At 70.5% G+C, this 25,282-nt stretch carries 29 protein-coding genes; 11 read left to right on the forward strand and 18 right to left on the reverse strand.

Translation table 11 applies throughout. The annotated features are described in order from the left end of the window. Window positions 1–222 precede the first annotated feature (222 nt). Window positions 223–441, reverse strand: a complete 219-nt coding sequence (locus FHR82_RS21105) for an FmdB family zinc ribbon protein (protein ID WP_184812171.1) — start codon at window positions 439–441, stop codon at window positions 223–225. 35 nt (window positions 442–476) lie between these two features. Here FHR82_RS21105 and FHR82_RS21110 point away from each other — a divergent pair, with 35 nt between their 5' ends. Next, window positions 477–776 (forward strand): Rv1322 family protein, encoded by a 300-nt coding sequence (locus tag FHR82_RS21110; protein ID WP_184812172.1) that lies wholly within the window; start codon window positions 477–479, stop codon window positions 774–776. Window positions 777–857: 81 nt separating this feature from the next. Next, the gene (locus FHR82_RS21115; protein ID WP_184812173.1) at window positions 858–1,124 is read left to right on the forward strand and encodes a hypothetical protein; all 267 of its coding nucleotides are present in this window, start codon (window positions 858–860) and stop codon (window positions 1,122–1,124) included. A gap of 92 nt (window positions 1,125–1,216) precedes the next feature. On the opposite strand, the gene FHR82_RS21120 is transcribed toward FHR82_RS21115, so the two are convergent. The 5 genes from FHR82_RS21120 to FHR82_RS21140 all read right to left on the reverse strand — a co-directional run bounded on the left by FHR82_RS21120 (window position 1,217) and on the right by FHR82_RS21140 (window position 5,245). Next, a complete protein-coding gene (locus FHR82_RS21120) occupies window positions 1,217–2,275 on the reverse strand; it encodes a histidinol-phosphate transaminase (protein WP_184812174.1) in 1,059 nt (352 codons plus the stop codon). Further along, window positions 2,275–2,808 (reverse strand): GNAT family N-acetyltransferase, encoded by a 534-nt coding sequence (locus FHR82_RS21125; protein WP_184812175.1) that lies wholly within the window; start codon window positions 2,806–2,808, stop codon window positions 2,275–2,277. Before FHR82_RS21125 ends, FHR82_RS21120 begins: the two co-directional genes overlap by 1 nt. Before the next feature lie 82 nt (window positions 2,809–2,890). Further along, a complete protein-coding gene (locus FHR82_RS21130; protein ID WP_184812176.1) occupies window positions 2,891–3,625 on the reverse strand; it encodes an alpha/beta fold hydrolase in 735 nt (244 codons plus the stop codon). A gap of 17 nt (window positions 3,626–3,642) precedes the next feature. Continuing rightward, entirely contained in the window at window positions 3,643–4,764 is a 1,122-nt protein-coding gene (locus FHR82_RS21135; protein ID WP_184812177.1) for an adenylate/guanylate cyclase domain-containing protein, read from the reverse strand. A 28-nt stretch (window positions 4,765–4,792) separates the two neighbouring features. Further along, window positions 4,793–5,245, reverse strand: a complete 453-nt coding sequence (locus tag FHR82_RS21140) for a universal stress protein (protein ID WP_184812178.1) — start codon at window positions 5,243–5,245, stop codon at window positions 4,793–4,795. Window positions 5,246–5,454: 209 nt separating this feature from the next. Between FHR82_RS21140 and FHR82_RS21145 the strand changes: the two genes are divergently transcribed. Then, complete coding sequence (locus FHR82_RS21145) at window positions 5,455–5,868, forward strand: DUF1203 domain-containing protein (protein ID WP_184812179.1); 414 nt, start codon at window positions 5,455–5,457, stop codon at window positions 5,866–5,868. Window positions 5,869–6,041: 173 nt separating this feature from the next. On the opposite strand, the gene FHR82_RS21150 is transcribed toward FHR82_RS21145, so the two are convergent. Genes FHR82_RS21150 through ccrA form a run of 3 tightly spaced genes read right to left on the reverse strand, consistent with a single transcriptional unit; the run spans window position 6,042 to window position 8,938 of the window. Further along, window positions 6,042–6,476 (reverse strand): nucleoside deaminase, encoded by a 435-nt coding sequence (locus FHR82_RS21150; protein ID WP_311771196.1) that lies wholly within the window; start codon window positions 6,474–6,476, stop codon window positions 6,042–6,044. Further along, the gene (locus FHR82_RS21155) at window positions 6,473–7,570 is read right to left on the reverse strand and encodes a coiled-coil domain-containing protein (RefSeq protein ID WP_184812180.1); all 1,098 of its coding nucleotides are present in this window, start codon (window positions 7,568–7,570) and stop codon (window positions 6,473–6,475) included. The genes FHR82_RS21150 and FHR82_RS21155 overlap by 4 nt, the downstream gene beginning before the upstream one ends. Window positions 7,571–7,606: 36 nt before the next feature. Then, on the reverse strand, window positions 7,607–8,938 hold the full coding sequence (ccrA, locus tag FHR82_RS21160) for a crotonyl-CoA carboxylase/reductase (RefSeq protein WP_184812181.1): 1,332 nt from the start codon (window positions 8,936–8,938) through the stop codon (window positions 7,607–7,609). A gap of 190 nt (window positions 8,939–9,128) precedes the next feature. Between ccrA and FHR82_RS21165 the strand changes: the two genes are divergently transcribed. After that, window positions 9,129–9,503, forward strand: a complete 375-nt coding sequence (locus tag FHR82_RS21165) for an SPW repeat protein (protein ID WP_184812182.1) — start codon at window positions 9,129–9,131, stop codon at window positions 9,501–9,503. Between the two features lie 85 nt (window positions 9,504–9,588). Further along, window positions 9,589–10,167 (forward strand): TetR/AcrR family transcriptional regulator, encoded by a 579-nt coding sequence (locus tag FHR82_RS21170; protein ID WP_184812183.1) that lies wholly within the window; start codon window positions 9,589–9,591, stop codon window positions 10,165–10,167. A 7-nt stretch (window positions 10,168–10,174) separates the two neighbouring features. Here the strand turns inward: FHR82_RS21170 and mce are convergent, their stop codons facing one another. Then, entirely contained in the window at window positions 10,175–10,627 is a 453-nt protein-coding gene (gene mce, locus FHR82_RS21175) for a methylmalonyl-CoA epimerase (RefSeq protein ID WP_184812184.1), read from the reverse strand. Window positions 10,628–10,753: 126 nt separating this feature from the next. Here mce and FHR82_RS21180 point away from each other — a divergent pair, with 126 nt between their 5' ends. The 4 genes from FHR82_RS21180 (at window position 10,754) to FHR82_RS21195 (ending at window position 16,157) form a co-directional block, all read left to right on the forward strand. Beyond that, entirely contained in the window at window positions 10,754–11,932 is a 1,179-nt protein-coding gene (locus FHR82_RS21180; protein ID WP_184812185.1) for an acetyl-CoA C-acetyltransferase, read from the forward strand. A 142-nt stretch (window positions 11,933–12,074) separates the two neighbouring features. After that, entirely contained in the window at window positions 12,075–13,028 is a 954-nt protein-coding gene (meaB, locus tag FHR82_RS21185; protein ID WP_376706434.1) for a methylmalonyl Co-A mutase-associated GTPase MeaB, read from the forward strand. A gap of 179 nt (window positions 13,029–13,207) precedes the next feature. Beyond that, on the forward strand, window positions 13,208–14,017 hold the full coding sequence (locus FHR82_RS21190; protein ID WP_184812186.1) for a hypothetical protein: 810 nt from the start codon (window positions 13,208–13,210) through the stop codon (window positions 14,015–14,017). Window positions 14,018–14,108: 91 nt separating this feature from the next. Beyond that, window positions 14,109–16,157 (forward strand): acyltransferase family protein, encoded by a 2,049-nt coding sequence (locus FHR82_RS21195; protein WP_184812187.1) that lies wholly within the window; start codon window positions 14,109–14,111, stop codon window positions 16,155–16,157. A gap of 70 nt (window positions 16,158–16,227) precedes the next feature. Here FHR82_RS21195 and FHR82_RS21200 read toward each other — a convergent pair whose 3' ends face one another. The 7 genes from FHR82_RS21200 to FHR82_RS21230 all read right to left on the reverse strand — a co-directional run bounded on the left by FHR82_RS21200 (window position 16,228) and on the right by FHR82_RS21230 (window position 22,643). After that, entirely contained in the window at window positions 16,228–17,211 is a 984-nt protein-coding gene (locus tag FHR82_RS21200) for an ABC transporter substrate-binding protein (RefSeq protein WP_184812188.1), read from the reverse strand. A gap of 34 nt (window positions 17,212–17,245) precedes the next feature. Further along, entirely contained in the window at window positions 17,246–18,283 is a 1,038-nt protein-coding gene (locus tag FHR82_RS21205; protein WP_184812496.1) for an ABC transporter permease, read from the reverse strand. Between the two features lie 25 nt (window positions 18,284–18,308). Beyond that, a complete protein-coding gene (locus FHR82_RS21210) occupies window positions 18,309–19,070 on the reverse strand; it encodes an ATP-binding cassette domain-containing protein (RefSeq protein ID WP_184812189.1) in 762 nt (253 codons plus the stop codon). Then, window positions 19,067–20,074: a class I mannose-6-phosphate isomerase gene (locus tag FHR82_RS21215; RefSeq protein ID WP_184812190.1), complete on the reverse strand. Its 1,008-nt coding sequence runs from the start codon at window positions 20,072–20,074 to the stop codon at window positions 19,067–19,069. Before FHR82_RS21215 ends, FHR82_RS21210 begins: the two co-directional genes overlap by 4 nt. Further along, window positions 20,071–21,039, reverse strand: a complete 969-nt coding sequence (locus FHR82_RS21220) for a LacI family DNA-binding transcriptional regulator (RefSeq protein ID WP_184812191.1) — start codon at window positions 21,037–21,039, stop codon at window positions 20,071–20,073. The genes FHR82_RS21215 and FHR82_RS21220 overlap by 4 nt, the downstream gene beginning before the upstream one ends. A gap of 729 nt (window positions 21,040–21,768) precedes the next feature. Then, complete coding sequence (locus tag FHR82_RS21225) at window positions 21,769–22,092, reverse strand: hypothetical protein (protein ID WP_225945197.1); 324 nt, start codon at window positions 22,090–22,092, stop codon at window positions 21,769–21,771. After that, window positions 21,993–22,643 carry a COG4315 family predicted lipoprotein gene (locus FHR82_RS21230; RefSeq protein ID WP_184812192.1) on the reverse strand — a complete coding sequence of 217 codons (651 nt, stop codon included), beginning with the start codon at window positions 22,641–22,643 and terminating at the stop codon, window positions 21,993–21,995. The genes FHR82_RS21225 and FHR82_RS21230 overlap by 100 nt, the downstream gene beginning before the upstream one ends. A 130-nt stretch (window positions 22,644–22,773) precedes the next feature. On the opposite strand from FHR82_RS21230, the gene FHR82_RS21235 reads away from it, so the two are divergent. Both FHR82_RS21235 and FHR82_RS21240 read left to right on the forward strand, forming a co-directional pair. Then, on the forward strand, window positions 22,774–23,691 hold the full coding sequence (locus tag FHR82_RS21235; protein WP_184812193.1) for an ABC transporter ATP-binding protein: 918 nt from the start codon (window positions 22,774–22,776) through the stop codon (window positions 23,689–23,691). Then, entirely contained in the window at window positions 23,688–24,734 is a 1,047-nt protein-coding gene (locus tag FHR82_RS21240) for an ABC transporter permease (RefSeq protein WP_184812194.1), read from the forward strand. The genes FHR82_RS21235 and FHR82_RS21240 overlap by 4 nt, the downstream gene beginning before the upstream one ends. On the opposite strand, the gene FHR82_RS21245 is transcribed toward FHR82_RS21240, so the two are convergent. Continuing rightward, window positions 24,731–25,234 (reverse strand): MarR family winged helix-turn-helix transcriptional regulator, encoded by a 504-nt coding sequence (locus FHR82_RS21245; protein ID WP_184812195.1) that lies wholly within the window; start codon window positions 25,232–25,234, stop codon window positions 24,731–24,733. The two genes, FHR82_RS21240 and FHR82_RS21245, sit on opposite strands and share 4 nt — an antisense overlap. Between the last annotated feature and the right edge of the window lie 48 nt (window positions 25,235–25,282).

A 25,282-nucleotide genomic window follows, 5' to 3' on the forward strand; every position in this document is an offset into this window, starting at 1 on the left:
GTGATGGTGCGGGCAGAGACGGTCACCGTCCCCACGCGCACCCTCGCGACCTGGCCGACCCGCCGGCCGAACGCGAAACCGGCCGGAACGCAACCCCCACCCTGTCCCGGGGGCGTCCCGCCTTGCCAGTCTACCAGACGAGGGCGGCGTTGTCAGGCGCGTGAGCCCAACTGTGGATAACCAGGTGGGCTGTGGATAACTTGGCGGCGGGGACCGGCGTGTTCAGCCGCAGCCGCACGCACCGCCACAGCAGCCGCCGCCCGCCGGGGCCGACGCGCCGTCGGAGCCCGCGGCGCCGGTGTTCATGGCGACCATCGACAGCAGCTTGACCGTGTTGTCGTGGCCGTCGGGGCAGGACGCCGGGGCGGATGACTCGTTCATGGAGCGGCGCACCTCGAAGGTGGTCGCGCAGTCGCGGCAGCGGTACTCGTATGTCGGCACGCCCCCATTCTGCCCTGCCGCTACCGTCAGGTCTCGTGCCTCGTCGTAACCGTGACCGCCGCCCGTCGCGCGCCGAGCCGCCACGTCCGCTGGGCAGCGCGGGCTGGCAGCGCGCCGAGTCGGCGCCGGACGGTGACTGGCTCGTGCGGAACGTGAGTGCGAGCCAGGCGACGAAGACCTACCGCTGCCCCGGCTGCGACCACGAGATCCAGCCCGGCGTCGCGCACGTGGTGGTGTGGCCTGCCGACGACCTGGGGTCCGTCTCGGACCGCAGGCACTGGCACCTCGGCTGCTGGCAGGCGCGCGGCCGGCGGCGGCCGACACGAAAACGTTAGAAAAATCCCTCGTCCGGTGTCGAACCGGCGGCGTCAGCTTCGACGTGTCTGTGTAAGGCAGCTCACGGACAGGAGAAACCGATGTCGCACCCACTCGGCGCCCTCGCGGACAACATGGCCGCCTACGCCATCTACGCCACCGCCCAGACCGAGATGCGCCGCGCCTACACCCTGATCGACGCGGGCGACCTCGACGCCGCCGCCAACGAGATCGAGTCCGCCGCGCACGCCGCCGAGGTGCTGGCGAAGGCGTCGACGGAACTGGACCGCATCGCCCACTGGCGCCGCGTCGCCGACGCCCGGCAACGTTTCGTCGACCAGCTGAAGGCCGAGAAGGCCGCCGCCTGATGCCCGGCCCGTGCGAGTCACGCGCTCGGACATCCCGAGTCCTTCCGGACTCGGTGTGTGCGAACGCGTGACTCGCCGTGCGCGCGTCGGGGTCAGTGCGGGAAGGACTTGGCCGCGGCCAGGAACGCGTCGTTCTCCGCGGGGAGACCGATCGTGGCCCGCGCGCCCTCACCCGCGAACGCGCGGATGACGACCTTCTGGTCCAGGCAGTGGTCGTTGAACTCGGCCGTGCGCTCGCCGAGCGGCAGCCACACGAAGTTCGCCTGTGACGCGGGCACGTCGTAGCCCATGTCCAGCAGCGCCTCGTGCACGCGGGTGCGTTCCACGGTCACGTCCGCGCACCGCGACATCAGCTCCGGCGCCGCCGCCATGGCCGCGATGCCCGCCGCCTGCGCGATCCGGTTGACCGAGAACGGGATCCCCACCTTGCGGACCCCGGCCGCCACGTCCAGCGACGCGGCGAGGAAACCGAGCCGGATGCCCGCGAGCGCATACGCCTTGGAGAACGTCCGCAGCACGGCCACGTTCTGGCGGTCGAGGAACGTGAACCCGTCCGGCACGTCGGCGTCGGTGACGAACTCGCGGTACGCCTCGTCCAGCACCACCAGCACGTTCTCCGGGACGCGGTCCAGGAAGTCGGTCAGCTCGGCGGTGCGCAGCGCGGTGCCGGTGGGGTTGTTCGGGTTCGACACGAACATCAGGCGCGTGCGGTCGGTGACCGCGGCCAGCATGCCGTCGAGGTCGAGCCCCTGGGCCGGCGTCAGCGGCACCTTCACCCCGGCGGCCATCGCGATCTGCGTCACGATCGGATACGCCTCGAACGACCGCCACCCGAACACGACCTCGTCACCCGGCTCGCACGTCGCCTGCACCAGCTGCTGGCACAGGCTCACCGAGCCGCAGCCGACCGCGAGCCGCGGCCGGTCGAGACCGAAGTGCTCCGCGGTCTTGTCGAGCAGGTCGTCCGCGCCCATCGCCGGGTAACGGTTGACGTCGGCGGCCGCCTCGGCGATGGCGGTCAGCATGGACGCGGGCGGCGGGCCGGACAGCTCGTTGCTGGAGAGGATGACGGCCCCGGGCACCTTCCGGCCTGCGATGTAGTCGGGCAGGGAGGCGAGGTCGGCTCTGACGGTTACGGGCATGGCCCGCATCATTCATCCGGGTGCCGGAAGAAGCAACACAATGTGCCCTGGAACCAAGCCCTGCGCACCTCGGTGAACCCGAGCTTGATCGCAACCCGTTGCGCGGGCACGTTCAGCGTCGGCGTGATGATCATCATCGGCAGGTCGGGGAAGGTGCGCCGCCCCCAGCCCAGCGCGGCGGCGACCATCTCGGGTGCGAAACCGCGGCCCCAGTGGCGGGAGAAGAGCCGGTAGAAGACGTTGAGGTAGGGGCCGTCGTCGGAGTACGAGAGCTGCAGCCCGCCGAACCCGATCAGCTCACCGGTGCGGGCCAGCTCGATCGCCCAGTACCCGAAGCCGAACTCGGCCCAGTGGTCGAGCCAGGAGGTGAACATCTGCCGCGACTCGTCCGGCGAACTGACCCCCTCCGGCCGGAACCGGACCATGTCGGGATCGGCGTGGATGGTGATCATCGCGTCGACGTCGTCCGGCGTCAGCCTGCGCAGCACCAGCCGCGCGGTGGTGAACCGCTCCGGTCGGTCGTCCTCCGGGACGTGTGTCACCCCACCGATGCTAACCATGCTCACGGTGCCCCTGAGGCGGCCGATGCCCCGAAAGACGCTTTCAGGGCATTCGACGTCCTGACTACTCCAGCCAGCGGGCCACCGCGCCCGTGAACTGCTCCGGGACCTCCAGCGGCGGCAGGTGCCCGGCGCCTGCCAGCACCACGACCTCCGCCTTCGGCATCAGGGCCGCCAGTGCGTCCGCTTCCTCGGCCGGGATCAGCGTGTCCTGCTCGCCGCGCACGATCAGCGTTGGCACGTCGCTGTTTCGCAGTATTTCCGACGAGTCCGGGCGGGCGGCCATCGCGCGCTGGGCCCACGCGATCGCGGCACCGTCCTGTTCGGACACCAGGGTGCGCACCGCCGCCACCACCTCCGGGCGGCGGTCCGTCGTTTCGCTGCCCAGCAGCGTGGGGAGGACCGCGTCCGGGACGAAGCCCGGGCCCTCCTCCTCGATGCGGGACGCCATCGCGTGGCGGTTGGCGCGGCCTGCGTCGGCGTCCGCGGTCGCCCGGGTCGACACCAGCAGCAGGCCGGCCACCAGCTCCGGCGCTTCGCGGAGCACGGCCATCGCCACGTAGCCGCCCATCGAGCAGCCACCCAGGACCACCCGGCGGCCGCCGAGCCGATCGATGACATCCGTCGCCACCGTGGCCAGGTCCGGTTCGTCGTCGCCCAGCGAGGCGTCGCCGAAACCCCGCTGGTCCGGGGTGATCAGCTCGATGTGCTCGGCGATCCCGGGTCTCACCTCGTCCCACATCCGGTGGTCCAGCGGGAACGCGTGGAGCAGCACGAGCGGCGTCTCGGGGAAGCGCATGACTCCATCCAAACAGCTCAGCGCCTGCGCCGCCGCCCTTTCCTGCGCGGTGTGGCCGCCTCGTCGTCGGGTGCCAGTGGGAGGTGGGGTGGTTCTTCGTCGTCGTCCAGCAGGCCCAGCACCTCCGCCGCTATGCGTTGTGCGGACTCGGCCAGGGACGTGCCATCCTCGCCCGCGCGGCGCAGGGCCGACGAGCGGAGGCGGGTGTAGCCGCGGACGGACACCGGGCGGCGGGAGCGGAGCGCGTACTCCGGGTTCTCGTTCAGCGCCTCGGCCAGCTCCAGGTCCACCAGGACCGTGCTCGGCCTGGCGACCGAGGTCAGTCGGCTCGCGATGTTGACCACCGAGCCGTACACGTCGCCGAAGCGGCTGAGCACCCGGCCGTAGGCGAGGCCCGCCCGCAGCGACGGCACCCCGTCCTCCTTGTCGGCGCGGTCGAGGAGGCTCAGCGCGATCTCGGCGCCGTCGGCGGGTGAGTCGGCGACGAACAGCACCTCGTCGCCGAGCATCTTCACGATGCGGCCGTGGTTCTCGGCGACGATGTCGGCGGCGAGCGCCTCGAAGCGGTCCACGACCGCGACCAGCTCGGCCTCGTTGGAGCGGCGGGTGAGGGTGGTGAAGCCGACCATGTCGGCGAACCCGACGACCTGGCGGTGCTCGTCGAGGTTCTCGCCGGGCGACCCGAGCATGCGGACCGAGTTGGCGGCGAGGTGCCTGCGCCACACGTAGTCCTGCAGCGCCTCGAGCTCGGGCGTGAGGTGTTCGACGAGCCGGGCGAGCTGGCGGTCGTCGGCGCCGATCTCCGGGTTCGCGGCGAGGACGTCGCGCAGCATGTGGACCTGGGACTCGGCGAGGCGCGACATGTGCTGGCCGATCATGCGCGCGGTCGCCGTCGCGATCGACGGGTCGACGATGCCGCCGCGGATCAGCTCGCTCGTGATGCGCAGCGCGCGGACGTCGCCGTCGGTGAAGACCGCGGCGTCGTCGTCCTGCGTGGCGAAGCCGAGGGCACGCCAGAGCGCCCTGGAGCGTTCCGGTGGCACACCGGTGATCTCGGCGACCTCAGTACGGGTGTACTGGCGGCTGCCGCCCAGGAGGATGCGCTCGAGGCGCTGCTGGAGCGCCTCGTCGTCGGTCACGACGTCTCGCTCCGCGGGCTCCGCCGAGTCACGTCGTGTGGACGATGAGCACGTCCACGCCGGACTTGCGTGCCACCTCCGACGGGACCGAGCCCAGGAGCCGCCCCGCCAGGGAGTTGAGGCCGCGGTTGCCGACCACCAGCAGGTCCGCCGCGCGCTCCTTGACGACCTTGGTGAGCATCGGGACCGGTTCCCCGTCGACCACCACGGTGTCGATCTTCACCGCGCCCTGCTTCTTCGCCCGCTCGGAGGCCGCACGTACCGACTCCTCGGCAGGCGACGAGCCGACGACCTGGTAGGCGACATCCGAACCCAGTTCGTCCTGGGCGCGGGTGACGTCCTCCTGGCGCGCGGGGTGGTAGGCGCAGGCGATGACGAGGGTGGCGTCCGCGTCGGCCGCGATGCGTGCGGCCCGGTCCACCGCGAGGTAGGACGAGTCGGAGCCGTCCGTGCCGACGACCACGGTCTGGTAAGCCGTCATGTGTCCTCCCTGCTGAGCGGAGCTTGTGGAGCGAACATCTGTGCTGAGCGGAGCTTGTGGAGCGAACATCTGTGCTGAGCGGAGCTTGTGGAGCGAACATCTCTGTACCTACTCGTGCGTAAACCTACCGTGGTGGGTGGTTTCTTCGCACGGGGTGTGAGGGCTGATTTCCGCCGGATCGGCTCCCGTGCGTGCTCCAGGCTTGGGTCATGTACGTGATTCGGCCGTTGACGGTTCGTGGTGACGGGGTGGCGGTGGTGGCGTCCGGCGGGGAGCCGCTGCGGTGTTGTCTGCGGGACGCGTCGGCGGGGGAGGAGTTGGTCTTGTTCAACTACTCGCCGCCGCTGCCCGCGCCGTCGCCCTATGAGGAGCGTGGGGCGGTGTTCGCGCACGCTTCCTCTTGTGCGGGGCCGGTTTCCGCCGGATATCCGGCGGAGTGGGTGGGGCGGCCGCAGGTGTTGCGGGCCTATGACGCGCGGGGCTGGATCCATCCGGCCACCCGGGTGCACGACGGGTCGGATCCGGAGGGGGCGCTCGCGGCGGTGTTCGCCGATCCGGAGGTGGTGGAGGTGCACAGCCGGAACGTGGCTTACGGGTGCTTCATGTTCGCGATCACGCGGTGACGGGGTTGGCCTCCGGCCCCCGGTTCCAGCGTCTCATGGGGGACTGACGGTGACGGTGGGTTGTCCACAGATGGGGTGTGGCGGCCAATCTTGTCGGTGATCGTCGTTACGCTGGATTTCGGGGGGCCGACGGCCGCGGTTGATCCTGGGCGGGGTTGTTGTGTGGCTTGGCTTTACTCGCCTATGTCCTCGTACCAGAGGGCCGGGTTGGCTTCGATGAAGTCCGTCATCAGGCCTACGCAGGTCTGGTCGTCGACGATCTCGATCGTGGTGCCGTGCTCGGCCAGCCAGTCGTGGCCGCCGTGGAAGGTGGTCGCCTCGCCGATGATGACCCGCGGGATGTTGAACTGGCGCACCAGGCCGCTGCAGTACCAGCACGGGGACAGGGTGGTCACCATGATGGTGTCCCGGTAGTGCCTTCTGCGGCCCGCGTTGCGGAAGGCGGCCGTCTCCGCGTGCATGGAGGGGTCGTCGTCCTGGACTCGGCGGTTGTGGCCGCTGCCCAGCAGCTCGCCGTCCGTGGTGAAGAGGGCGGCGCCGATCGGGATGCCGCCCTCTGCCAAGCCTTGTCTGGCCTCCGCTATCGCGACGGCCAGCAGCTGGGTCACCTCGCGATGCGCTTCGTCTTCGCGGCCGAGACCTCCGGCGGAATGGGGGGTGCGTCCGTGGCGCCGGACGTCTCCCACTTCTCCTTCGGCGGGCCGGGCATCGGGTTCCGGTCGCGGGGCGCCGGGGTCGGCTTGGCGCCCGCGTCCGCCGCGTCGGCCAGTTCGTCGGGCAGGGGCTCGAAGGCCGGGACCGCGTTCTCCAGGTAAGCGTGGGCGTCCACGACCAGCTCGCGGGCCGACGACAGTTGTTCTGCGACCTTCGCGCGGAGTTTGCGCAGGGCGGCCACGCGCTGGGCGGCGTGGTTGATCCTGCGGTTCGACTCCTCCGTCGCCTCGCGGACGCGGCGGTTGGCCTCGTCTGTCGCCTCCTGCAGGCGGGCGGTCGCCTCGGTCATGGCCTCGTGGCGGCGGCGGTTGGCTTCCTCGGTGGCCTCGCGGACGCGGCGTTCGGCCTCCGACTTCGACGTCGCCTCCTGCTCGGCCAGCGCGCGCATCGACTCGGTGCGGCGGGAGGCCATCGCGATCTCGAAGTCCTCCTCCACCTGCGTGCGGCGGGCCTGGGCGGCGATGTCGGTGGCCTCGGCCTCGGACTTGGCCTGGGAGACGATCTCGTCGGCGGACTTGCGGGCCTTCTCCAGGACACCGCGGTGCTCGTTCTCCATCGCGATGCGGCGCTCGTCCAGCTCCTTGAGCTGGACCTCGTACTTGCCGCGCAGCTCGTCGGCCTCGGCGTTGGCCTTCGCGCGGACGTGGTCGGCCTCGGCGTTGGCCTTGGCGCGGATCTCCTCGCATTCCTCCTGCGTGAGGCGGAGCATGCGCTGCAGGCGCTCAGAAAGGCCCTCGAGGGTCGTCGGCGGTTGAGCGAGGCGCTCGACCTGTTTGTTCAGGTCGTCGATCGTGGTTCGGGCCACCTCGAGCTGGGACGTGAGCTCAGCCGCCTGCGCCGCCGCCGCGTTGCGATCGGCAGCGAGGATCTTCAGCTGGCTGTCCAACTGCTCGAGGTGTTCCTCGACCTGCATTCGACTGTAGCCGCGCTTGGTGATGTCGAAGCCGGCTCCCAGCGGTACAAGATCACGTTCTTCGCCCAGCGCCATGGCACCACGCTACCTTGCTCGGCGGAGTAGGACGGGTCAGACGCCGCGGAACCGGTTGATGGCCGAAAGATGTTGCTCGCGCAACTCCGGATTCCGTACTCCCAGGCCCTCTTCCGGTGCGAGGCACAGCACGCCGACCTTGCCCTGGTGCGTGTTCCTGTGCACGTCGTACGCCGCCTGGCCGGTCTCCTCCATCGGGTACACACCGGACAGTGTGGGGTGGATCTTTCCCTTGGCGACCAACCTGTTCGCCTCCCACGCCTCGCGGTAGTTCGCGAAGTGCGAGCCGATGATGTTCTTCAGGTTCATCCAGAGGTACCGGTTGTCGTACTGGTGCATGAATCCGCTCGTCGACGCACAGGTCACGATCGTCCCGCCCTTGCGGGCCACGTACACGCTCGCGCCGAACGTCTCCTTGCCGGGGTGCTCGAACACGATGTCCGGGTCGTCACCGCCGGTGAGCTCACGGATCCTTGCGCCGAAACGCTTCCACTCCTTCGGGTCCTGGTTGTTCTCGTCCTTCCAGAACCGGTAACCCTCCGCGTTGCGGTCGATGATCAGCTCGGCGCCCATCTTCCGGCAGATGTCCGCCTTCTCCTGGCTCGACACAACGCACACCGGCGTCGCGCCGCCGTTCAGCGCGAACTGCGTCGCGTACGAGCCGAGGCCGCCGGAGGCGCCCCAGATCAGCACGGTGTCGCCCTGCTTCATGCCCGCACCGTTGCGGGAGACCAGCTGCCGGTACGCGGTCGAGTTCACCAGGCCGGGGCAGGCGGCCTCCTCCCACGACAGGTGCGCGGGCTTGGGCATCAGCTGGTTCGACTTGACCAGCGCCAGCTCGGCGAGCCCGCCGAAGTTCGTCTCGAAGCCCCAGATCCGCTGCTCGGGGTCGAGCATCGTGTCGTTGTGGCCGTCCGGGTGCTCCAGCTCGACGTTGAGGCAGTGCGCGACGACCTCGTCGCCGGGCTGCCACGCGTTCACGCCGGGGCCGGTGCGCAGCACGACGCCCGCGAGGTCGGAGCCGACCACGTGGTAGGGCTGGTCGTGGCGCTTGGCCAGGGGAGAGGTCTTGCCGTAGCGGCGGAGGAAGCCGAAGGTGTCCATCGGCTCGAAGATCGAGGTCCACACCGTGTTGTAGTTGATGGCGCTCGCCATGACGGCGACCAGCGCCTCGCCGGGGCCCAGCTCCGGGGTGGGCACCTCGTCGACGTGCAGCGACTCGCGCGGGTCCTTGTCGGCGTGCGCGCGGTCGGCGAACATCTCGACCTCGTCGGCGCGCACGGTCACGCCGCGATACGACTCAGGTACCGGCAGCGTGCCGAGAGAGGCCAGATCGCCTGCGAGGATGGCGTCGAGAATCTTCTGCATGCCCGCCGACGCTACCGGCCAGTAACGTTTCAGAAGAAGCCTGGCGAGAGCTGGGTCACTCGGTGGTGTGGTCCCGGCACACCTCGATATGGAGCTGTGACACACGAGACGCCGGGGCTTGTTTGACCGGGCGGCCAACCAAGGAGCACTATCGGATGCAGAGGCTCTCACTGACACGGAGGTGGTCTCGATGGCAGAAACCGCGGTCCGGCCGTGGACCCGCCCGCATGACTGGGCGGAGGTGGTCCTGGGTGTCGTGGCGCTGCTGTCCTTCCTGTGGACGGACACCAACAACGCCGCGATGTGGACGATGATCGTGCTCGGCGCGCTCGTCGCACTCGACGGGCTCGCGTCCCTGGCGATGCCGGGGATGGTCTACGGCGAGGGGATTCAGGTGCTCCTCGGCGTGCTCATGTTCATCTCCCCCTGGGTGATGGGTTACACCGAGTTCGGTGCGATCTCCTGGACGTCCTGGATCATCGGTGCGCTGACGGTCATCGCAGGCGCCGCCGCACTGCCGGTCGCCCAGCAGGCGCACCGGTCCGGTGTCGCCGGGCAGCACTGAGGTCAGCACGCACGCGCGGTCCGCACGTGGCCCCCGGGGTTACGTCGTGGGCCGCGCGCCGTCTTGTTCGTTCCGGAGGCACCCGATGATGCGCAGAGGCAAGAAGGATGACGCGTCCGCTCGCGAGCGCATCCTGGCCGCGGCCGAGGAACTGTTCGCGGAGGCCGGCTTCGACGCGACGCCGACGTCGAGGATCGCGGTGCTCGCGCGGGTACCCAAGGGTCTCGTGCACTACTACTTCTCCAAGAAGCAGGACCTGCTGACCGCGCTGGTGGCCCGGCTACCGGACCAGCACATCGAGCCGGGTGCGGTGGTGGTGCCGGGTGACGTGGCGGCGTCGCTGCGGCGGCTGGTCGCGGAGCTCGACGCGCGGAACCGGGCGTCGACGTTGCTGTCGCACCTGCTGTGGCGGGAGGCGGACACGCACCCGTCGGTGCGGGACGCGCTGCAGGCGCGGTTCTCGACCGTCGTCGAGCAGGTCCGCGCGGTGATCCAGGCGGCGAGCGCGGGGCCGCTGCCGGACACGCGGGTCGAGACGGCGTCGAGCCTGCTCGCGCTGGCGGTGAGCTACCGCCACTCGGTGGCCCGGCACGACGACCGGGCCGACGAGGCCACCATCGACCGTGAAGTCGAATTCATCGCGAGCGCTCTTACCAGCCGCTAGGCATCCTCTAAACCTGGGGGGCCGGACCAGCGGGTTGCACCAGTTCGATCAGGACGCCGCCGGTGTCCTTCGGGTGCACGAAGTTGGCCTTGCTGTTCGCGGTGCCGGTGACGGCCTTGTCGTACAGGACCCGCATGCCCTTGGCACGCAGGATCTCCTCCGCGGCCTCGATGTCCGTCACGCGGTAGGCGACCTGCTGGACCCCGGGGCCCTTGCGGTCGATGAACTTGCCGATCGTCGAGTCGGGGGACAGCGGGGCGAGCAGCTGCACCGCCGAACCCGTGCCGTCGTCGCCAGGGGCGCGCATCATCGCCTCGCGCGTGCCCTGGCCCTCGTTCACCTCGACGTGGTCCAGCTCCAGGCCGAGGGTGTCGCGGTAGAAGGCGATCGCCTCGTCCAGGTCGGGCACCGCTACGCCCACGTGGTCAATGGCCGTGACAAGGCCCGCCAATCCGTCCATCCGCCGACCATACGGCGCCTGATCGATCCCGTGACCTGGGGTTGTGCGAGTCCTCACACAGCAGAGGCCCCCTTTTGCTACCAACGGGTAAGGTCGAGAGCCGACCCGATTTCTTGGAGGCACGCTGTGGCTGGATCCGTCATCGTCGCCGGGGCCCGCACCCCCATCGGCAGGCTGCTCGGCTCCCTCAAGGACTTCACCGGAGCGCAGCTCGGCGGCGTCGCCATCAAGGCCGCGCTGGAACGGGCCGGGGTCGCGCCGAAGCAGGTCGAGTACACGATCATGGGCCAGGTGCTGACCGCGGGCGCGGGCCAGATCCCCGCCCGCCAGGCCGCCGTCGCGGCGGGCATCCCGATGGACGTGCCCGCGCTGACCATCAACAAGGTCTGCCTGTCCGGCCTCGACGCGATCGCGCTCGCCGACCAGCTGATCCGGGCGGGCGAGTTCGAGATCGTCGTCGCGGGCGGCCAGGAGTCGATGACGCAGGCGCCGCACCTGCTGCCGAAGTCGCGCTCGGGCTTCAAGTACGGCGACGTCACCATGCTCGACCACATGGCGCACGACGGCCTGTTCTGCGCGTTCGACCAGGTCGCGATGGGCGCCTCGACCGAGAAGTACAACTCCCGCTACGGCGTGACCCGCGAGGCGCAGGACGCGTTCTCCGCCCGCTCCCACCAGCGCGCGGCCGCCGCGATCGCCGAGGGTCGGTTCGCCGACGAGATCGCGCCGGTGACGATCCCGCAGCGCAAGGGCGACCCGGTCGTGTTCGACACCGACGAGGGCGTGCGCGCCGACACCACCGCTGACGGTCTCGGCAAGCTGCGTGCCGCGTTCGCGAGCGACGGCACGATCACCGCGGGGTCCGCGTCGCAGATCTCCGACGGCGCGGCCGCGGTCGTGGTCATGAGCAAGGCGAAGGCCGAGCAGCTGGGCCTGTCGTGGCTGGCCGAGATCGGCGCGCACGGCGTGGTCGCCGGCCCCGACGCGAGCCTGCACGAGCAGCCGTCCAACGCGATCAAGGCCGCGCTCGACAAGGCGAAGCTGTCCGCGTCCGACCTGGACCTGGTGGAGATCAACGAGGCGTTCGCCGCGGTCGGCCTGGTGTCCACCGAGAAGCTCGGCATCAGCGAGGACATCGTCAACGTCGACGGCGGCGCGATCGCGCTCGGCCACCCGATCGGTGCGTCCGGCGCGCGGCTGGTCGTGCACCTGGCGTACGAGCTGAAGCGGCGCGGCGGTGGCCTCGGCGCGGCCGCTCTGTGCGGCGGCGGCGGCCAGGGCGACGCACTGTTGTTGCGTGTCTGAGCGGAGCTTGCGGAGCGAAAGTTATCTTCGGGCGGAGCTTGCGGAGCGAAAGTTATCTTCGGGCGGAGCTTGCGGAGCGAAAGTTATCTTCGGGCGGAGCTTGCGGAGCGAAAAGTTATCTCTGAGCGGAGTTTGCGGAGCGATCATCGATACAGGCGTCTTCGATCTCGTTGAACAGGCGCGCGACGGCCGGCCGAGGGCGGTCGCGCGCCTGATCTCGCTCGTCGAGGACGACAGCCCGCACCTGCGGTCGGTCGCGGCCGCCCTGTCGCCGCTGACCGGCCGGGCCAGGGTGCTGGGGCTGACCGGACCGCCCGGGGTCGGGAAGTCGACGTCCACGTCGATGCTCGTGTCGGCGTTCCGGGCCCGTGGCCTGCGGGTCGGCGTGCTGGCGATCGACCCGTCGTCGCCGTTCTCCGGGGGCGCGCTGCTGGGCGACCGTATCCGGATGCACAGCCACACCGTCGACCCCGGCGTGTACATCCGCTCCATGGCGACCCGCGGCGCGCTCGGCGGCCTGGCGACGGCCACCCCGCAGGCGGTGCGCGTGCTGGACGCGGCGGGCTTCGACGTGGTGCTGATCGAGACCGTCGGGGTCGGACAGTCCGAAGTAGACATCGTGGCGCTCGCGGACACGACGGTGGTGCTGCTCGCACCCGGCATGGGCGACGGGATCCAGGCCGCGAAGGCGGGCATCCTCGAGGTCGCGGACGTGTTCGTGGTCAACAAGGCCGACCGCGACGGCGCCGACGCCACCGTGCGGGACCTCAAGCACGCGATGTCGCTCGGCAGGCGGGAGCTTGGCCCGTCGTGGCGGCAGCCGATCGTGCGCACGGTCGCGTCGGCCGGTGAGGGCGTCGAGGAGCTGGTCGACGCGCTGGACGCCCACCGCGACTGGCTCGTTTCCCACGGTGAGCTGGAGGTCCGCCGGGTCCGCAGGGCGGAGCGGGAGATCGAGGCCATCGCGGTGACCGCGCTGCGGGCCCGCCTGGGCAGCGTCCACGGCGGCGAGGCGCTGTCGCGGCTCGCGAAGCAGGTCGCGGCGGGGGAGACCGACCCGTACGCGGCGGCCGACCAGCTCACCGAAACGCTCTGACTCTGTCGGTGTGCCCGGCTACCATCCCGCGCGTGACGATGCCGCCAGGGGGACCACACCACCAGCCGCCGTACGGGCCACCGCCCCCCGGCTATCCGGCGCCACCCGGCTATGGCCGGCCGCCGGGCCCGCCCATGACGCCCATGTCCCCGCCTATGTCGTCGCCTATGTCGTCGCCTATGTCGTCGTCGAACTACGGCCCGCCCGTGCCGGGGTACGCCCAGCCACCCGCCGGATACGGGCCACCGCCGCCCGGTGCCTACGGTCCGCCGCCCGTGGCGCCCGGCCCGTACGGGCCACCCCAGCCGCCTGGTGCGTTCGCCCAGCCCGGGCCGCCCGGGTTCGGGCCTGCCGGCGGGCCGGGTGGGCCGCCGGTCGTCGTCGATGTCGGGAAGACCAACGGGCGCAAGGCGATCGCCGGGTCGGTGGTGGCCGGGGCGCTCGGGCTCACGGCGGTGATCTCCGGGATCGCCGGTGCGGTCGACGGTGGCGCCGGTGTCGGCGCGGTCGTGATCATCATCGGGTTGCTGCTGCTCGCGCTCCCCGTCGCGATGATCGTGCGCAAGGACAAGATCTTCCGGCCGCACCGCCTGGTCTTCGAGGCGGTCGGGCTGCGGTGGGACGACCCGAAGGGCGCGCCGTGGGCGGTGCCGTGGTCCGAGCTGGCGGCCGTCGCCGTCTCCAAGCACAGCCCGCAGCAGGTGGGGCCGGAGTCCATCCAGGACAAGCTGGTCGGCGCGGCCTCGGACAAGATGCTGGGGGAGCGGGCGCACGTGCGGCTCGACCTCTACCCCGCCGACCCGTCGTTCTCGATGCGGCACCCCGAGATGGCGCACCTGTGGGAACGGCAGGGCGTCAAGAACGGCTACCGGCTCCCGCTGGGCAGCAACGTGAAGTTCATTCCGGTCATCGCGGGCGCCATGGGGCGTTTCGCACCAGGCTTATACCGTGGTGTGAACGCCACCGAGGGCTTTATGGGCCTGAGTTGATCGTGACTCGCATCACTTCGTAGGCTCTCGATTCTTCGAAGTTCACCTTTGGCTGCGAGCATGTGCCCCGCCCCTCACCCGGAAGGATCACATGGTCACGGGACTCGCAGGTCAGGACGCGAAAACACCGGTCTCCCAGCCGGTGGGCAGAGCCGCGTCCAGCCGCAAGTTCCGCCCTGAACTGCAGGGACTCCGGGCACTCGCCGTTCTCCTGGTCGTCGTCTACCACGTGTGGCTCGACCGGGTTTCCGGCGGCGTCGACGTGTTCATCATGATCTCCGGGTTCCTGCTCACCGGGCAGTTGACGCGCGCCGTCTCGAAGGGACGGGTCGACTTCACGGCGCACTGGGGCCGGACGATCAAGCGGCTCTTCCCGGCCGCGCTGACGGTGCTCGTCGCCGTGATGGCGGTCAGCCTGATCGTGCTGCCCGAGCCGCGCTGGTTCCAGACGATCCGCGAGGTCGTCGCCGCCGCGCTGTACTTCGAGAACTGGCAGCTGGCCGCCGACTCGGTCGACTACTTCGCCCAGAACAACGGCAAGAGCCCCGTCCAGCACTTCTGGTCGCTGTCCATCCAGGGCCAGCTGTTCATCGCGTGGCCGCTGTTGATCGTGCTCGTCGGGGTGCTCGCCAAGCGCTTCGGTGGCGGGCTGCGCACGTGGGTCGCGGCGACGCTCGGTGTCATCGGCACGGCGTCGCTCACCTATTCGATCTACCTCACCACGGTGAACCAGCCGCTGGCGTACTTCCACTCGTTCACCCGCATCTGGGAGTTCGTGCTCGGCGGCCTGCTCGCCCTGTTCGTGGACTCGATCGCGCTACCACGCGTGGTGCGGGTGGTGCTGGGCTGGCTCGGGATCGCCGCGCTCGTCAGCTGCGGCCTGGTCCTGCAGGTCGGCACCGTGTTCCCGGGCTACGTCGCGCTGTGGCCGACGCTCGCCGCCGCCATGGTGCTGCTCGCGGGCGCCACCGACAGCCGAGCCGGTGCGGACCGGTTCCTGAGCTCCCGCCCGCTGCGGTACCTCGGCGACATCAGCTACTCGCTGTACCTGTGGCACTGGCCGGTGCTGATCTTCTACCTCTCCTACCGCGACATGCCGAGGGTCGGCATCAAGGGCGGCGCGCTGATCATCGGGGTGTCGTTCCTGCTGGCCGTGCTCACGCACCGGTTCGTCGAGGAGCCCGCGCGGAAGTCCCCCTACGGCGAGAAGGGCGGCTGGGGCGCGTACAAGTTCGGCATCGTGCTGCTGGTGCCGGTGCTCGCGCTCGCGGGCACGTGGCAGTTCGTCACCGCGAAGCGCGCCGAGTTCGCGTTCGCCGTCGACGACCCGGACCACCCCGGCGCCGCCGCGCGCTACCCGGGCTTCCGGTACCAGGGCGCCGAGGCGGTCGAAGCGGTGCCGCCGCCGGTCGCGATCCCCGACGACTGGGGCTCGTCCGACGGCATGGACTGCGACCCCGACCCCGGCTACGGCGGTTCCATCTGCACGAGCAGGGCCACCGGCGCCCCGGCCAAGCGCGTGGTGGCGATCGGCGACTCGCACATGCAGCAGTTCCTGCCCGCGATGCGGCCGATCGCCGAGAAGCGGAACTGGGAGCTGACCTTCTTCCTCAAGGGCGCGTGCCCGTTCTCGACCGACGTGTACATCCCGGAGCCGCAGGACTGCACCGCCTGGAACGAGCAGGCCCACGACAAGATCCTCGACATGAAGCCGGACGCGGTCTTCACGCAGGCGACCAGGGACGCGCGGGTCGGGCTGACCGAGGAGACGCCGACGGGGTACGTGTCGGAGTGGCAGGCGCTGGCCGAGGCGCGGATCCCGGTGGTGGCGGTGCGGGACACGCCGAGGCACGGGTTCGACCCGCCCGCCTGCGCGCAGACACACGGGCCGGACGCGCCGGAGTGCGCGTCGCCGCGGCTGGAGATGTTCTCCCCGACGCCGCCGTGGGCCACGGTGGCGGGCATCCCGGCGAACGTGCGTTTCGTGGACTTCACGGACTACCTGTGCACCCCGACGACCTGCCCGCCGATCATCGGCAACGTCTGGGTCTACCGCGACTTCAACCACCCGACGGCGACGTACATGCGCTCGCTGTCGCCGATCGTCGAGGATCAGGTGCTCGCCGCGCTGAAGTGGTGACGAAGGCCCCCTTCGTCGCGGTGGGTGTGATGAAGGGCCCCTTCATCACGCGTGGGCGCGGCCGATGGCGTCAGCAGGACGTCTTGTAGAAGTACTTCTCGTTCTGGTCCATGTTGTCCTTCGTGATGGCGACCAGCGGTGCCTCGATGTCGCGCTCGACCGTCTCGCCCTTGAGGGCGGCCACGGCCTGCCGCACGCCTTCCTTGCCGATCGTGGCCGGGTCCTGGGCAATGAGTGCCTGGAACTCGCCGGCGCGCAGACCGTCCACTTCGGACGGACTGGCGTCGAACCCGACGAGGGTCACCGCGCCGGTCCTGCCCGCGTTGCGCAGGCCGGTCGCCGCGCCCTCGCCGGTGTTGAGGTTCGTGGCGAAGATGCCGATCAGGTCGGGGGTGGCCGCGAGCGCGGCGGTCACCTTCGACGCGGCCTGGTCCGGTTCGTTCTGCGTGAACTGGGCCTCGCCCGCGGGCTTGAGGTTCGGGTGCTTGGCCAGCTCGTCGAGGAAGCCCTGCGCGCGGGCGTTCGTCGTGGACGTGCCCGCGATCGTGTCGAGGACGAGCACGGAGCCCTCCTTGTCCCCGGCCAGCTCCGCAAGCGTTTGCGCCGCGAGCCTGCCGCCCTCCTCGTTGTTCGACGTGATCGTCGAGACCGCCAGCGAGCGGTCCTGCAGCGCGGTGTCGACCTCGACGATCGTCACACCGAGGTCCTTGACCTGGCGGATCGGCTCGGTCATCGCGACGTCGTCGGTCGGTGCGATCAGCAGCGCGGCCGGCTTGTCCGCGCCGAGACCGGTGACGATCGGCTCCTGCAGGGTCGCGTCGAACTTCTGCGGCGCGTTGGTGTCCACCGTGTACCCCAGCGACTTCGCCTCGGCCTCGGCACCGCACTGCATGGAGATGTAGAACGGCTCGTTCTGCACGCCCGGCACGAGCGCGAGCCGCTTGTTGTCCGGGTCGGGCTGCCCGCCGTCGGACCCGTCCTCACCGACCTGCCCGGTCCCGCACGCACTGAGCACCAGCACGGCAGCAATCGCGACGAACTTCGTTGTCCTCACGTACCCGCACCTTTCCCTTGCTTATCACCGAGTCCTACAACCGGTCGCGCGCCCTCCTGCGCTGCTGGTCGAACCAGACCGCGGCCACCAGCACCGCCCCTACGGCGATCATCTGCCAGTAGTCCTGGACGTGGACGATGTTGAAGCCCTTCTTCAGCACGGCCGGGATGAACACCCCGATGACCGTGCCGAGCATGGTGCCGACGCCCCCGAACAGGCTCGTGCCGCCCATCACGACCGCGGCGATCGCGTTGAGGTTGTCGGTCGAGTGCGCCGCGATGCCCGTGGTGCTGTAGTAGGCGAGCGACATGAACCCCGCGGCGCCCGCGAGGAGTCCGGCCAGCAGGTACACCTTCAGCAGGTGCGCGGTGACGCCGATACCGGCCCGTCGCGCCGCCTCCTGGCTGGAGCCGACGGCGAACGTGTAGCGGCCGAACCTGGTCGTGTGCAACAACCACGCGGCGATCAGCGTGATCACCGCGGCCGTGATCACCAGGTTCGGGATGCCGCCGAACGACGTGCCCGACCCGAGTGCCCGCTTGAGCGTCGTGGGGATCGTCCGGATGTCCGAACCATCGCCCAGCAAGCTCGCCGCGCCCAGCGCCGCGCCGAACGAGCCGAGCGTGACGATCAGCGGCGGCACCTTCGCGTGCGCGATGAGAAACCCGTTGACGAAGCCCCACACCAGCCCGCCCAGCACGGCCGCGACCAGTCCGGCGATGATCACGCCCCAGCCCGCGTCGATCGCGCTCCCGTTCTCCGACAACGCGTTCATGGTCTTGGCCGACACCATGCCCGCGAAGATCAGCACCGAGCCGACGGACAGGTCGATGCCGCCGGTGATGATCACGAACGTCATGCCGACCGCGAGCACCAGCAGCACGGCGGTCTCGATCGCGAGGCGCTGGAAGTTGAACACGGTGGGGAACGCGTTCGGTGCCAGCGCGCTGAACACGATGATCAGCGCGACCAGCACGAGCGCGATCCAGAACGTGTTGGCGGTGACCAGCCGGGCGCCGAGGCTCCTGCGCTTGAGTTGCCCGCCGTTCTCGACGGATGTCGCGGCGGTCATCGATGGTTCGCTCCGCATGCTCCGCTCACGCCTCCTCCTGGTGCAGTGCACCGGTCATGGCGCCGACGAGGTCCTCGAGCGTCGCGTCCTTCGCGGTGAACCGCGCCACCCGCCTGCCGAGCCGCAGCACCTCGACCCGGTCGGACACCGACAGCACCTCAGGCATGTTGTGGCTGATCAGCACGACGGCCACGCCTTCGTCGCGGACGCGGCGGATCACGTCGAGCACGCGTTCCCGTTGCACCACACCGAGCGCGGCGGTCGGCTCGTCCATGAACACGACCTTGCTCGCCCACACCACCGACCGCGCGACCGCGACGCTCTGCCGCTGCCCGCCGGACAGCGACCCGATCGGCACGTCGATGCTCTGCAGCGCCACGCCGAGCCGCCCGAACTCCTCCGCCGCCCTGCGGCGCATGGCCTTCTTGTCCAGCATCCCGAGCGCGCCGAGCACACCCGGCCGCCGGATCTCCCTGCCCAGGAACAGGTTCGCGGCCGGGTCCAGCTCGGGTGCGACCGCGAGGTCCTGGTAGACGGTCTCGATGCCGCGCCGGCGTGCGTCGGTGGGGGAGTCGAACCGGGTCTCCGCGCCCTCGAACCGGATCGTGCCCGACGTGGGTTGTTCGGCGCCCGCCATGCACTTGACCAGCGTGGACTTCCCCGCGCCGTTGTCGCCGATCAGCGCCACCACCTCGCCGGGGTGCACGGAGAACGACGCTCCGCGCAGCGCCTCGACCGACCCGTACGTCTTGGTCAGGTCGACGGCCTCGAGGGCAGGCGCGGTCATGGCGTGGGCGGCAGGCAGCGGACGGCGATGACGTCACCGTCCAGTGTGGACTCGCCGACGGCGTGGGGGAGGACGAACGTCGCACCCTTTCTCAGTGGCACCTCGCCCGCCTTCTCGGTGCGCAGGACGCCGGTGCCGTCGAGCACGACCAGCACGCCGAACGACGCGTCCAGTGCCGCGCCGGCACGCAGCCGTTCCGCGCGGAAGAACTCGGGCTGCCCGAACAGTTCCGTGACGGCGGCGGGCCTCTCGTCGCGGTGGACCAGCTCGTCGAGCCGGTCCGCCCAGCCCTGCCGGTCCACGCAGCCGAGCGCCGTGTCGAAGCCGATGCCGAGGTGGCCGCCTGCCTCGTCGTCGAGGAAGTTCCGCCATTCGAGGGTGACCGAGAGGTCCGTGGGCTGCTGCAGCTCCACGATGAACACGCCGGCGCCGATCGCGTGCGGGACCCCGGCGGGCACGAACACCGTGTCACCGGCGCGGACCGTGACCGGGTTGAGCGCGCCGAGCATGGCGTCCGCGTCCTGGCGGGCGACCCAGTCGGCGACCGTGTCCGCGCTCTGTTCCCGCGCGAATCCGATGTGGACGGTCGAGGTCTCCGCCGCGCCGACGATGATCCACGCCTCGGTCTTGCCGTAGCGGGAGCCGTAGTGCGCCTTGGCGAACTCGTTGGACGGGTGGCAGTGCACCGGCAGTCGCTGGCCCGCGTCGAGGAGCTTCACGAGCAGCGCGGAGTCCGCGCCGAACGCCGCGACGTGCGCGTCGCCGAGCCAGTTCGCGGGGTGGGCGGCGACGGCATCACGGAGGAGGTCGCCTTCTGGCAGCGTGGTGAGGCCGTGGCCGGGGTCGCCGTGGAACGTGGTGCACGAGGCCACCCAGTCCTCGGGGCCGAACTCCTTCGGCGGCTCGTCGCCCCGCAACGCCGCGATCGCCGCGCCGCCGCGGTAGAACCGGTCGGGCTGGTTGGCGGGCAGCTGGACGGGGCGCAGGCCCTCGGCGTCACTCACGGACGTACCTCTCCTGATCCACGGGGGGTGAGCCGGACCGGCAGCACGATCCGGCGGGGCGGCTCGCGGTCGCCGTCCAGGCGGGCGAAGAGCAGCTCCGCGGCCGCCTTGCCGAGCTCGGCCGGGTCGAGCGAGACCACGCTGACGGGTGGGTCGAGCAGGTCGGCCAGCTCGAAGTCGTCGAACCCGACGAGCGCGGGCTTGCGCGCGGAACCCGCCAGCACGCGCAGGGTCTGCACGGTGATCCGGTTGTTGCCGGTGATCACGGCGGTCGCGTCGGTCCGGTCGAGCGCGGCGGCGACGGTCTCTGCGGTGTGCGGGCCCATGGCGACCATGCGCTGGTCGAACGGGATCCCGGCGCGGGCACAGCCTTCGCGGAAACCGGCGAGCCGCTCGGTGGCGGTGAAGATCGTCGGCGCGTCGCCGAGGAACGCGATGCGGCTGTGCCCGTGTGCGGCGAGGTGGGTGACCGCGGCGGCGGCCCCGGTGACGTTGTCGACCAGCACGGTATCCGCGATGACGTCGCCGGGCGGCCGGTCGACGAACACGACGGGCGTACCGGACGCGATCTCGGGGACGAGGTAGCCGTGGCGGGTCCCGGCGGGGATGACGATGAGGCCGTCGACGCGGCGCGCGCAGAACTCGAGGGACAGCTCGCGTTCGCGGTCGGGGTCCTCGTCGGACGAACCGGTCAGCACCTGGCGGCCGTGGCGGCGGGCCACCTCTTCCGCGGCGCGGGTGATGCCGGAGTAGAAGGGGTTGGCGACGTCCTCGAGGACCAGGCCGATGGTGCCGGTCGAGGACCCCCGGCGCAGGTTCAGCGCCCCGATGTTGCGGCGGAACCCGAGCCGCTCGATGGCGGCGAGCACCCGTTCCGCAGTCTCGGCGTGCACTCCGGGCTCGGCGTTCACGACCCGCGAGACGGTCTTGATGCTGACCCCGGCCAACCGCGCGACGTCACTCATCGTCGCACGCCGCGGCAGCCTGCCATGCGCATTGGACAACGTTGTCATGGTGCCATCCATTCGACTACGCCACGACGGACCTGTCAACCCGACAAGGTTGTCAAGGAGTCCTGACCAGGAGCGGGCTTGGGGTCTCTGAGACAAAGCCCGGAGGCAGTCAGCAGAGGCCCAGGGGAACGTGCTGCTAATGCTGTGCGGGGTGGGTTCGTGGTGTGTTCTTGCCGGACGGGTGTCTCCGCCGGATGGGTTTGCCTCCGGCGGCTCCTCGCCGGAGGGGCAGGTCTCTGGGATGGCAGGCAGCCTCGGGTGTGGTGTGGGCTTGCGCCCCCCGGCGCCTGCGCACCCCTTACGGCGTCCGTTGTGCTGTGAAAGGCGCTTTCACAGCACCGGGCGCTTCACAGCACCGGTCATGTCCCGAACGCGCCTTTCACGGCATACCAAGCCCACCCCGGCACGGGCGATCACCGTCGGCATGGCCGGACCCGCCGGAGGACCCGGCAAACGTTGGTGGACACAGCGCTGGGCAACCACCCACGACGCGCCATACGAGACGTCGGGTCTGGACCAACACTTTGAAATGCGGGGAGGTGGGCTGGGAGGGGGCCTGGTGCGCGTTGTTGCCGGGGGTGGCGTGAACGCGCACCAGGCTTTCCTCCCCCGGCCGGAGGTCACCGCCCGCCCGGGGCGGCGGGAGCGTCGGGCGGTGGTCCGGTCGGGTCCCTTCCCCGGTCAGTAGCCTGTGCTGCCGTCGGGTGCTTCTGTTGTCGGCGCGGTCGACTTGCAGCCCGCCGGCTCGATCACGAACCAGACGCCGCGCGCGCCGTGGCCCGTGGTCTGCCCGGGGGACGTGTCCCCGGTGAACGTGTGGACCGGCCAGCCGCCGACGGTCACCTGCCGGGTGCCGTCGGCTCGTTCCACCTCACCGACCAGTGCGGGGTCCACCCCGGCCGTGTTCACCTCGCCGGTCGCCAGGAGTGGAGGCCAGGTCGCCGTGCACTCGCCGTCGCAGGTGGACCGCGACGGGTTGGTGCGGTCCGGGGTGAAGAGGTACAGCGTGCGCCCCTCCCGGTCGGTGAGCGCCGGACCGAAGCCGGGGATGTCCTCCGCCCGAACTCCACCGGGGCCGGGACGCCCGCCTTCTCCCCCTCGGGCGTCACCGCGAACCACGTGCCCAGCACGCCTTGACCTTCGGCCTGGCCCGGCGTCGTGTCCTGCGCGAACGTGTACAGCGGCCAGCCGCCGACGGTGACCTGCGTGCCGCCTTCCGGCCGTATCAGGGTGCCCACGAGCCGCTGCTCGGCGCCGGTCACCCTGATGCCGCCGGTCGCCATCAGCGGCGGCCACTTCTGTGCGCACTCGTCGAGGCACGTCGTTGCGGACGGTGCCGTGCTGTCCTGTGTGAACAGGTACAGCGTGCGGCCGTCCTCAGTGGTCAGCACGTCGCCGAGACCGGGCACCTCCGCCACGGTCAGCGACACCGGACGTGCCGGCACCGCGGGTGCGGCGGCGGCCTCGAGCCGCGCGGATGTCGCCGGTGCCGCGCCGCACCCGGCGAGCAGCGTGAGCCCGGCGACCACCGGCAGCACGACGTGTGTCCGCGCCACGGCAACTCCTGTCCGGATCCAGGGGCGGTCGCCGTGCCGCCCGTGCCATGGACACGGACGCGGTCCCAAGTCGGTTCACTACCTTCCGTCCGGGGATCGTCCCCGCCGGTGACCGGCTAGGTTCCGCAACGTGACCGATACCGAGAACCCGGCGGCGATCGTCGTCGAGGACGTGCGGAAGGCCTATGGGGATCTCAACGCCGTCGACGGCGTGTCGCTGACCGTCGCGGAGGGGGAGTTCTTCGGCATCCTGGGGCCGAACGGGGCAGGCAAGACCACCACGCTCGAGATCATCGAAGGGCTGCGCGAGCCCGACTCCGGCTCGGTGCGGCTGCTCGGCGAGTCGCCGTGGCCGCGCAATGTGGCGCTGCTGCCGAGGATCGGCGTGCAGCTGCAGGCGACCGCGTTCTTCGAGAAGCTCACGGCACGCGAGCAGCTGCGGACGTTCGCCGCCCTGTACCGGGTGAGCGCGGACCGCGCCGACGAGATGCTCGAGCTGGTCGGGCTCACCGACAAGGCCGACACCCGCGAGGACAAGCTCTCCGGTGGGCAGCGGCAGCGGCTGTCGATCGCGTGCGCACTGATCCACGACCCGGACGTCGTGTTCCTCGACGAGCCGACCGCCGCGCTCGACCCGCAGGCGCGCCGCAACCTGTGGGACGTGCTGCGTGCCATCCAGGAGCGCGGCAAGACGATCCTCTACACGACCCACTACCTCGACGAGGCCGAGATCCTCTGCGACCGGGTCGCGATCATGGACAGGGGGCGGATCCTCGCGATGGACGCGCCCGCCACACTCGTCCGCGGCCTCGACGCGCCGACCCGCGTCATCCTCGAACGCGGCTCACTGTCCACAGTGGACGCCGAGGAGCTGCCGGGCGCGGACGACGTCACCGACGACGAGCTGTCGCTCACCATCTCGACCCGCAAGCCCGCCGACGTCCTGTCCGCACTCGCCGAACGCCGCGCGCTCGCGGGTCTGCAGGTGCGGACGGCCACGCTCGAGGACGTCTTCCTCGACCTGACCGGACGGGAGTACCGGGCATGACCGCGTTCAAGAGCCTCGCCAGTGCGATGGTGAAGATCTTCTACCGGGACAAGGCCACCCTGTTCTTCACGTTCGTCTTCCCGCTGATGTTCCTCGTCGTGTTCGGGCTGCTGTTCCGCGACGCGGGCACGTCGAAGACCGAGATCGGCGTCGTCGGCGACGGCCCGGTGATCGTCGGCCTCGAGCAGACCGGCGCGCTGGACCTCAAGCGCTTCGACTCCGTCGACGAGGCGGTCCAGCAGGTGCGTGACGGCGACCTGCCCGCGATGGTCGCGCAGGACGGCGACGACGTCACCTACCGGTTCGCGCAGAGCGACCAGACGCAGGCCGGTGTGCTCAGCGGGATCGTGACCGGCGTGGTCAGCCACGTGAACCAGGCGGCGACCGGCGAAGAGCCGCGCTACGTCCTGAACGCGGCGAACGTCGAGGACTCCTCGCTCAAGCCGATCCAGTACATCACCCCGGGCATCATGTCGTGGGGTGTCGCGGTCACGGCCGTGTTCGGCGCCGCGCTGACGCTGGTTTCCTGGCGCAAGAAGCAGGTGCTGCGCCGCATCCGGCTGGCTCCGGTGCCTGCGACGACCGTGCTGAGCGCGCGGGTCGTGGTCACCGTCGGCGTCGCGATCGTGCAGGCGCTGGTGTTCATCGGGGTCGGGGTGCTGCCGCTGTTCGGGTTGCGGCTGACCGGCACGTGGTGGCTCGCGATCCCGGTGTTCCTGCTCGGCATCCTCGCGTTCTTCGCGATCGGCATGCTGGTCGGCGCGTTCTGCAAGACCGAGGAGGCGGCGACCGGCGCGGCGAACATCGTGGTGCTGCCGATGGCGTTCCTGTCCGGCACGTTCTTCCCGATCGACCAGGCGCCGTCGTGGATGCAGTCGGTGTCGAACGTGTTCCCGCTGCGGCACATGAACGACGGGATCATGGACTTCCTGGTCCGAGGGCAGGGGCCGAGCGCGCTGGTGGTCCCGTGCCTGGTGCTGACGGGCTTCGTGCTGGTGGTCGGCACGATCGCCGCGAAGGTCTTCCAGTGGGAGGACGATTAGTCCTCGAAGTCGCCCACTGCCTTGCGGACCTTGGCCAGCAGGTCGGTGAGCTGCGCGGTCTGGCGTTCGGTCAGGCCGCGCAGGCCGAAGTCGATGTCGGTGACGGCCTTCGTCGCGGCCTCGCGGCGTTCGCGGCCCGCGTCGGTGATCTCGGCGAGCGTGGTGCGGCGGTCGGTCGCGTGCGGGATGCGCTTGACCAGGCCGTCGGCCTCGAGGCGGTCGACGATGTTCGTCACGCTCGTCGGGTGCAGCTGCAGCCGCTCGCCCATCACGCGCATGGGCAGGCTGCCGCGCTTGGAGAACGTGAGCAGGACGAGCGCCTCGTAGCGGGCGAAGGTCAGTCCGTGCGGGCGTAGCGCGGAGTCCACTGCGGACTGCAGGACCTGCTGGACACGCATGATGCTGGTGACCGCCGCCATCGTCCCGGACGGTCCGACCTGGTCGGCCCAGAGGTCCGCGGCACGGGCGATCGGGTCGAACGGCAGCGCGCGCTGGCTCATGGCGGTTGAAGTTACCAGCCGGTACCCGCCAGGGTGCTTCCGCACAGC

The organism is Actinophytocola algeriensis, assembly GCF_014203735.1.
Lineage (GTDB): Bacteria > Actinomycetota > Actinomycetes > Mycobacteriales > Pseudonocardiaceae > Actinophytocola > Actinophytocola algeriensis.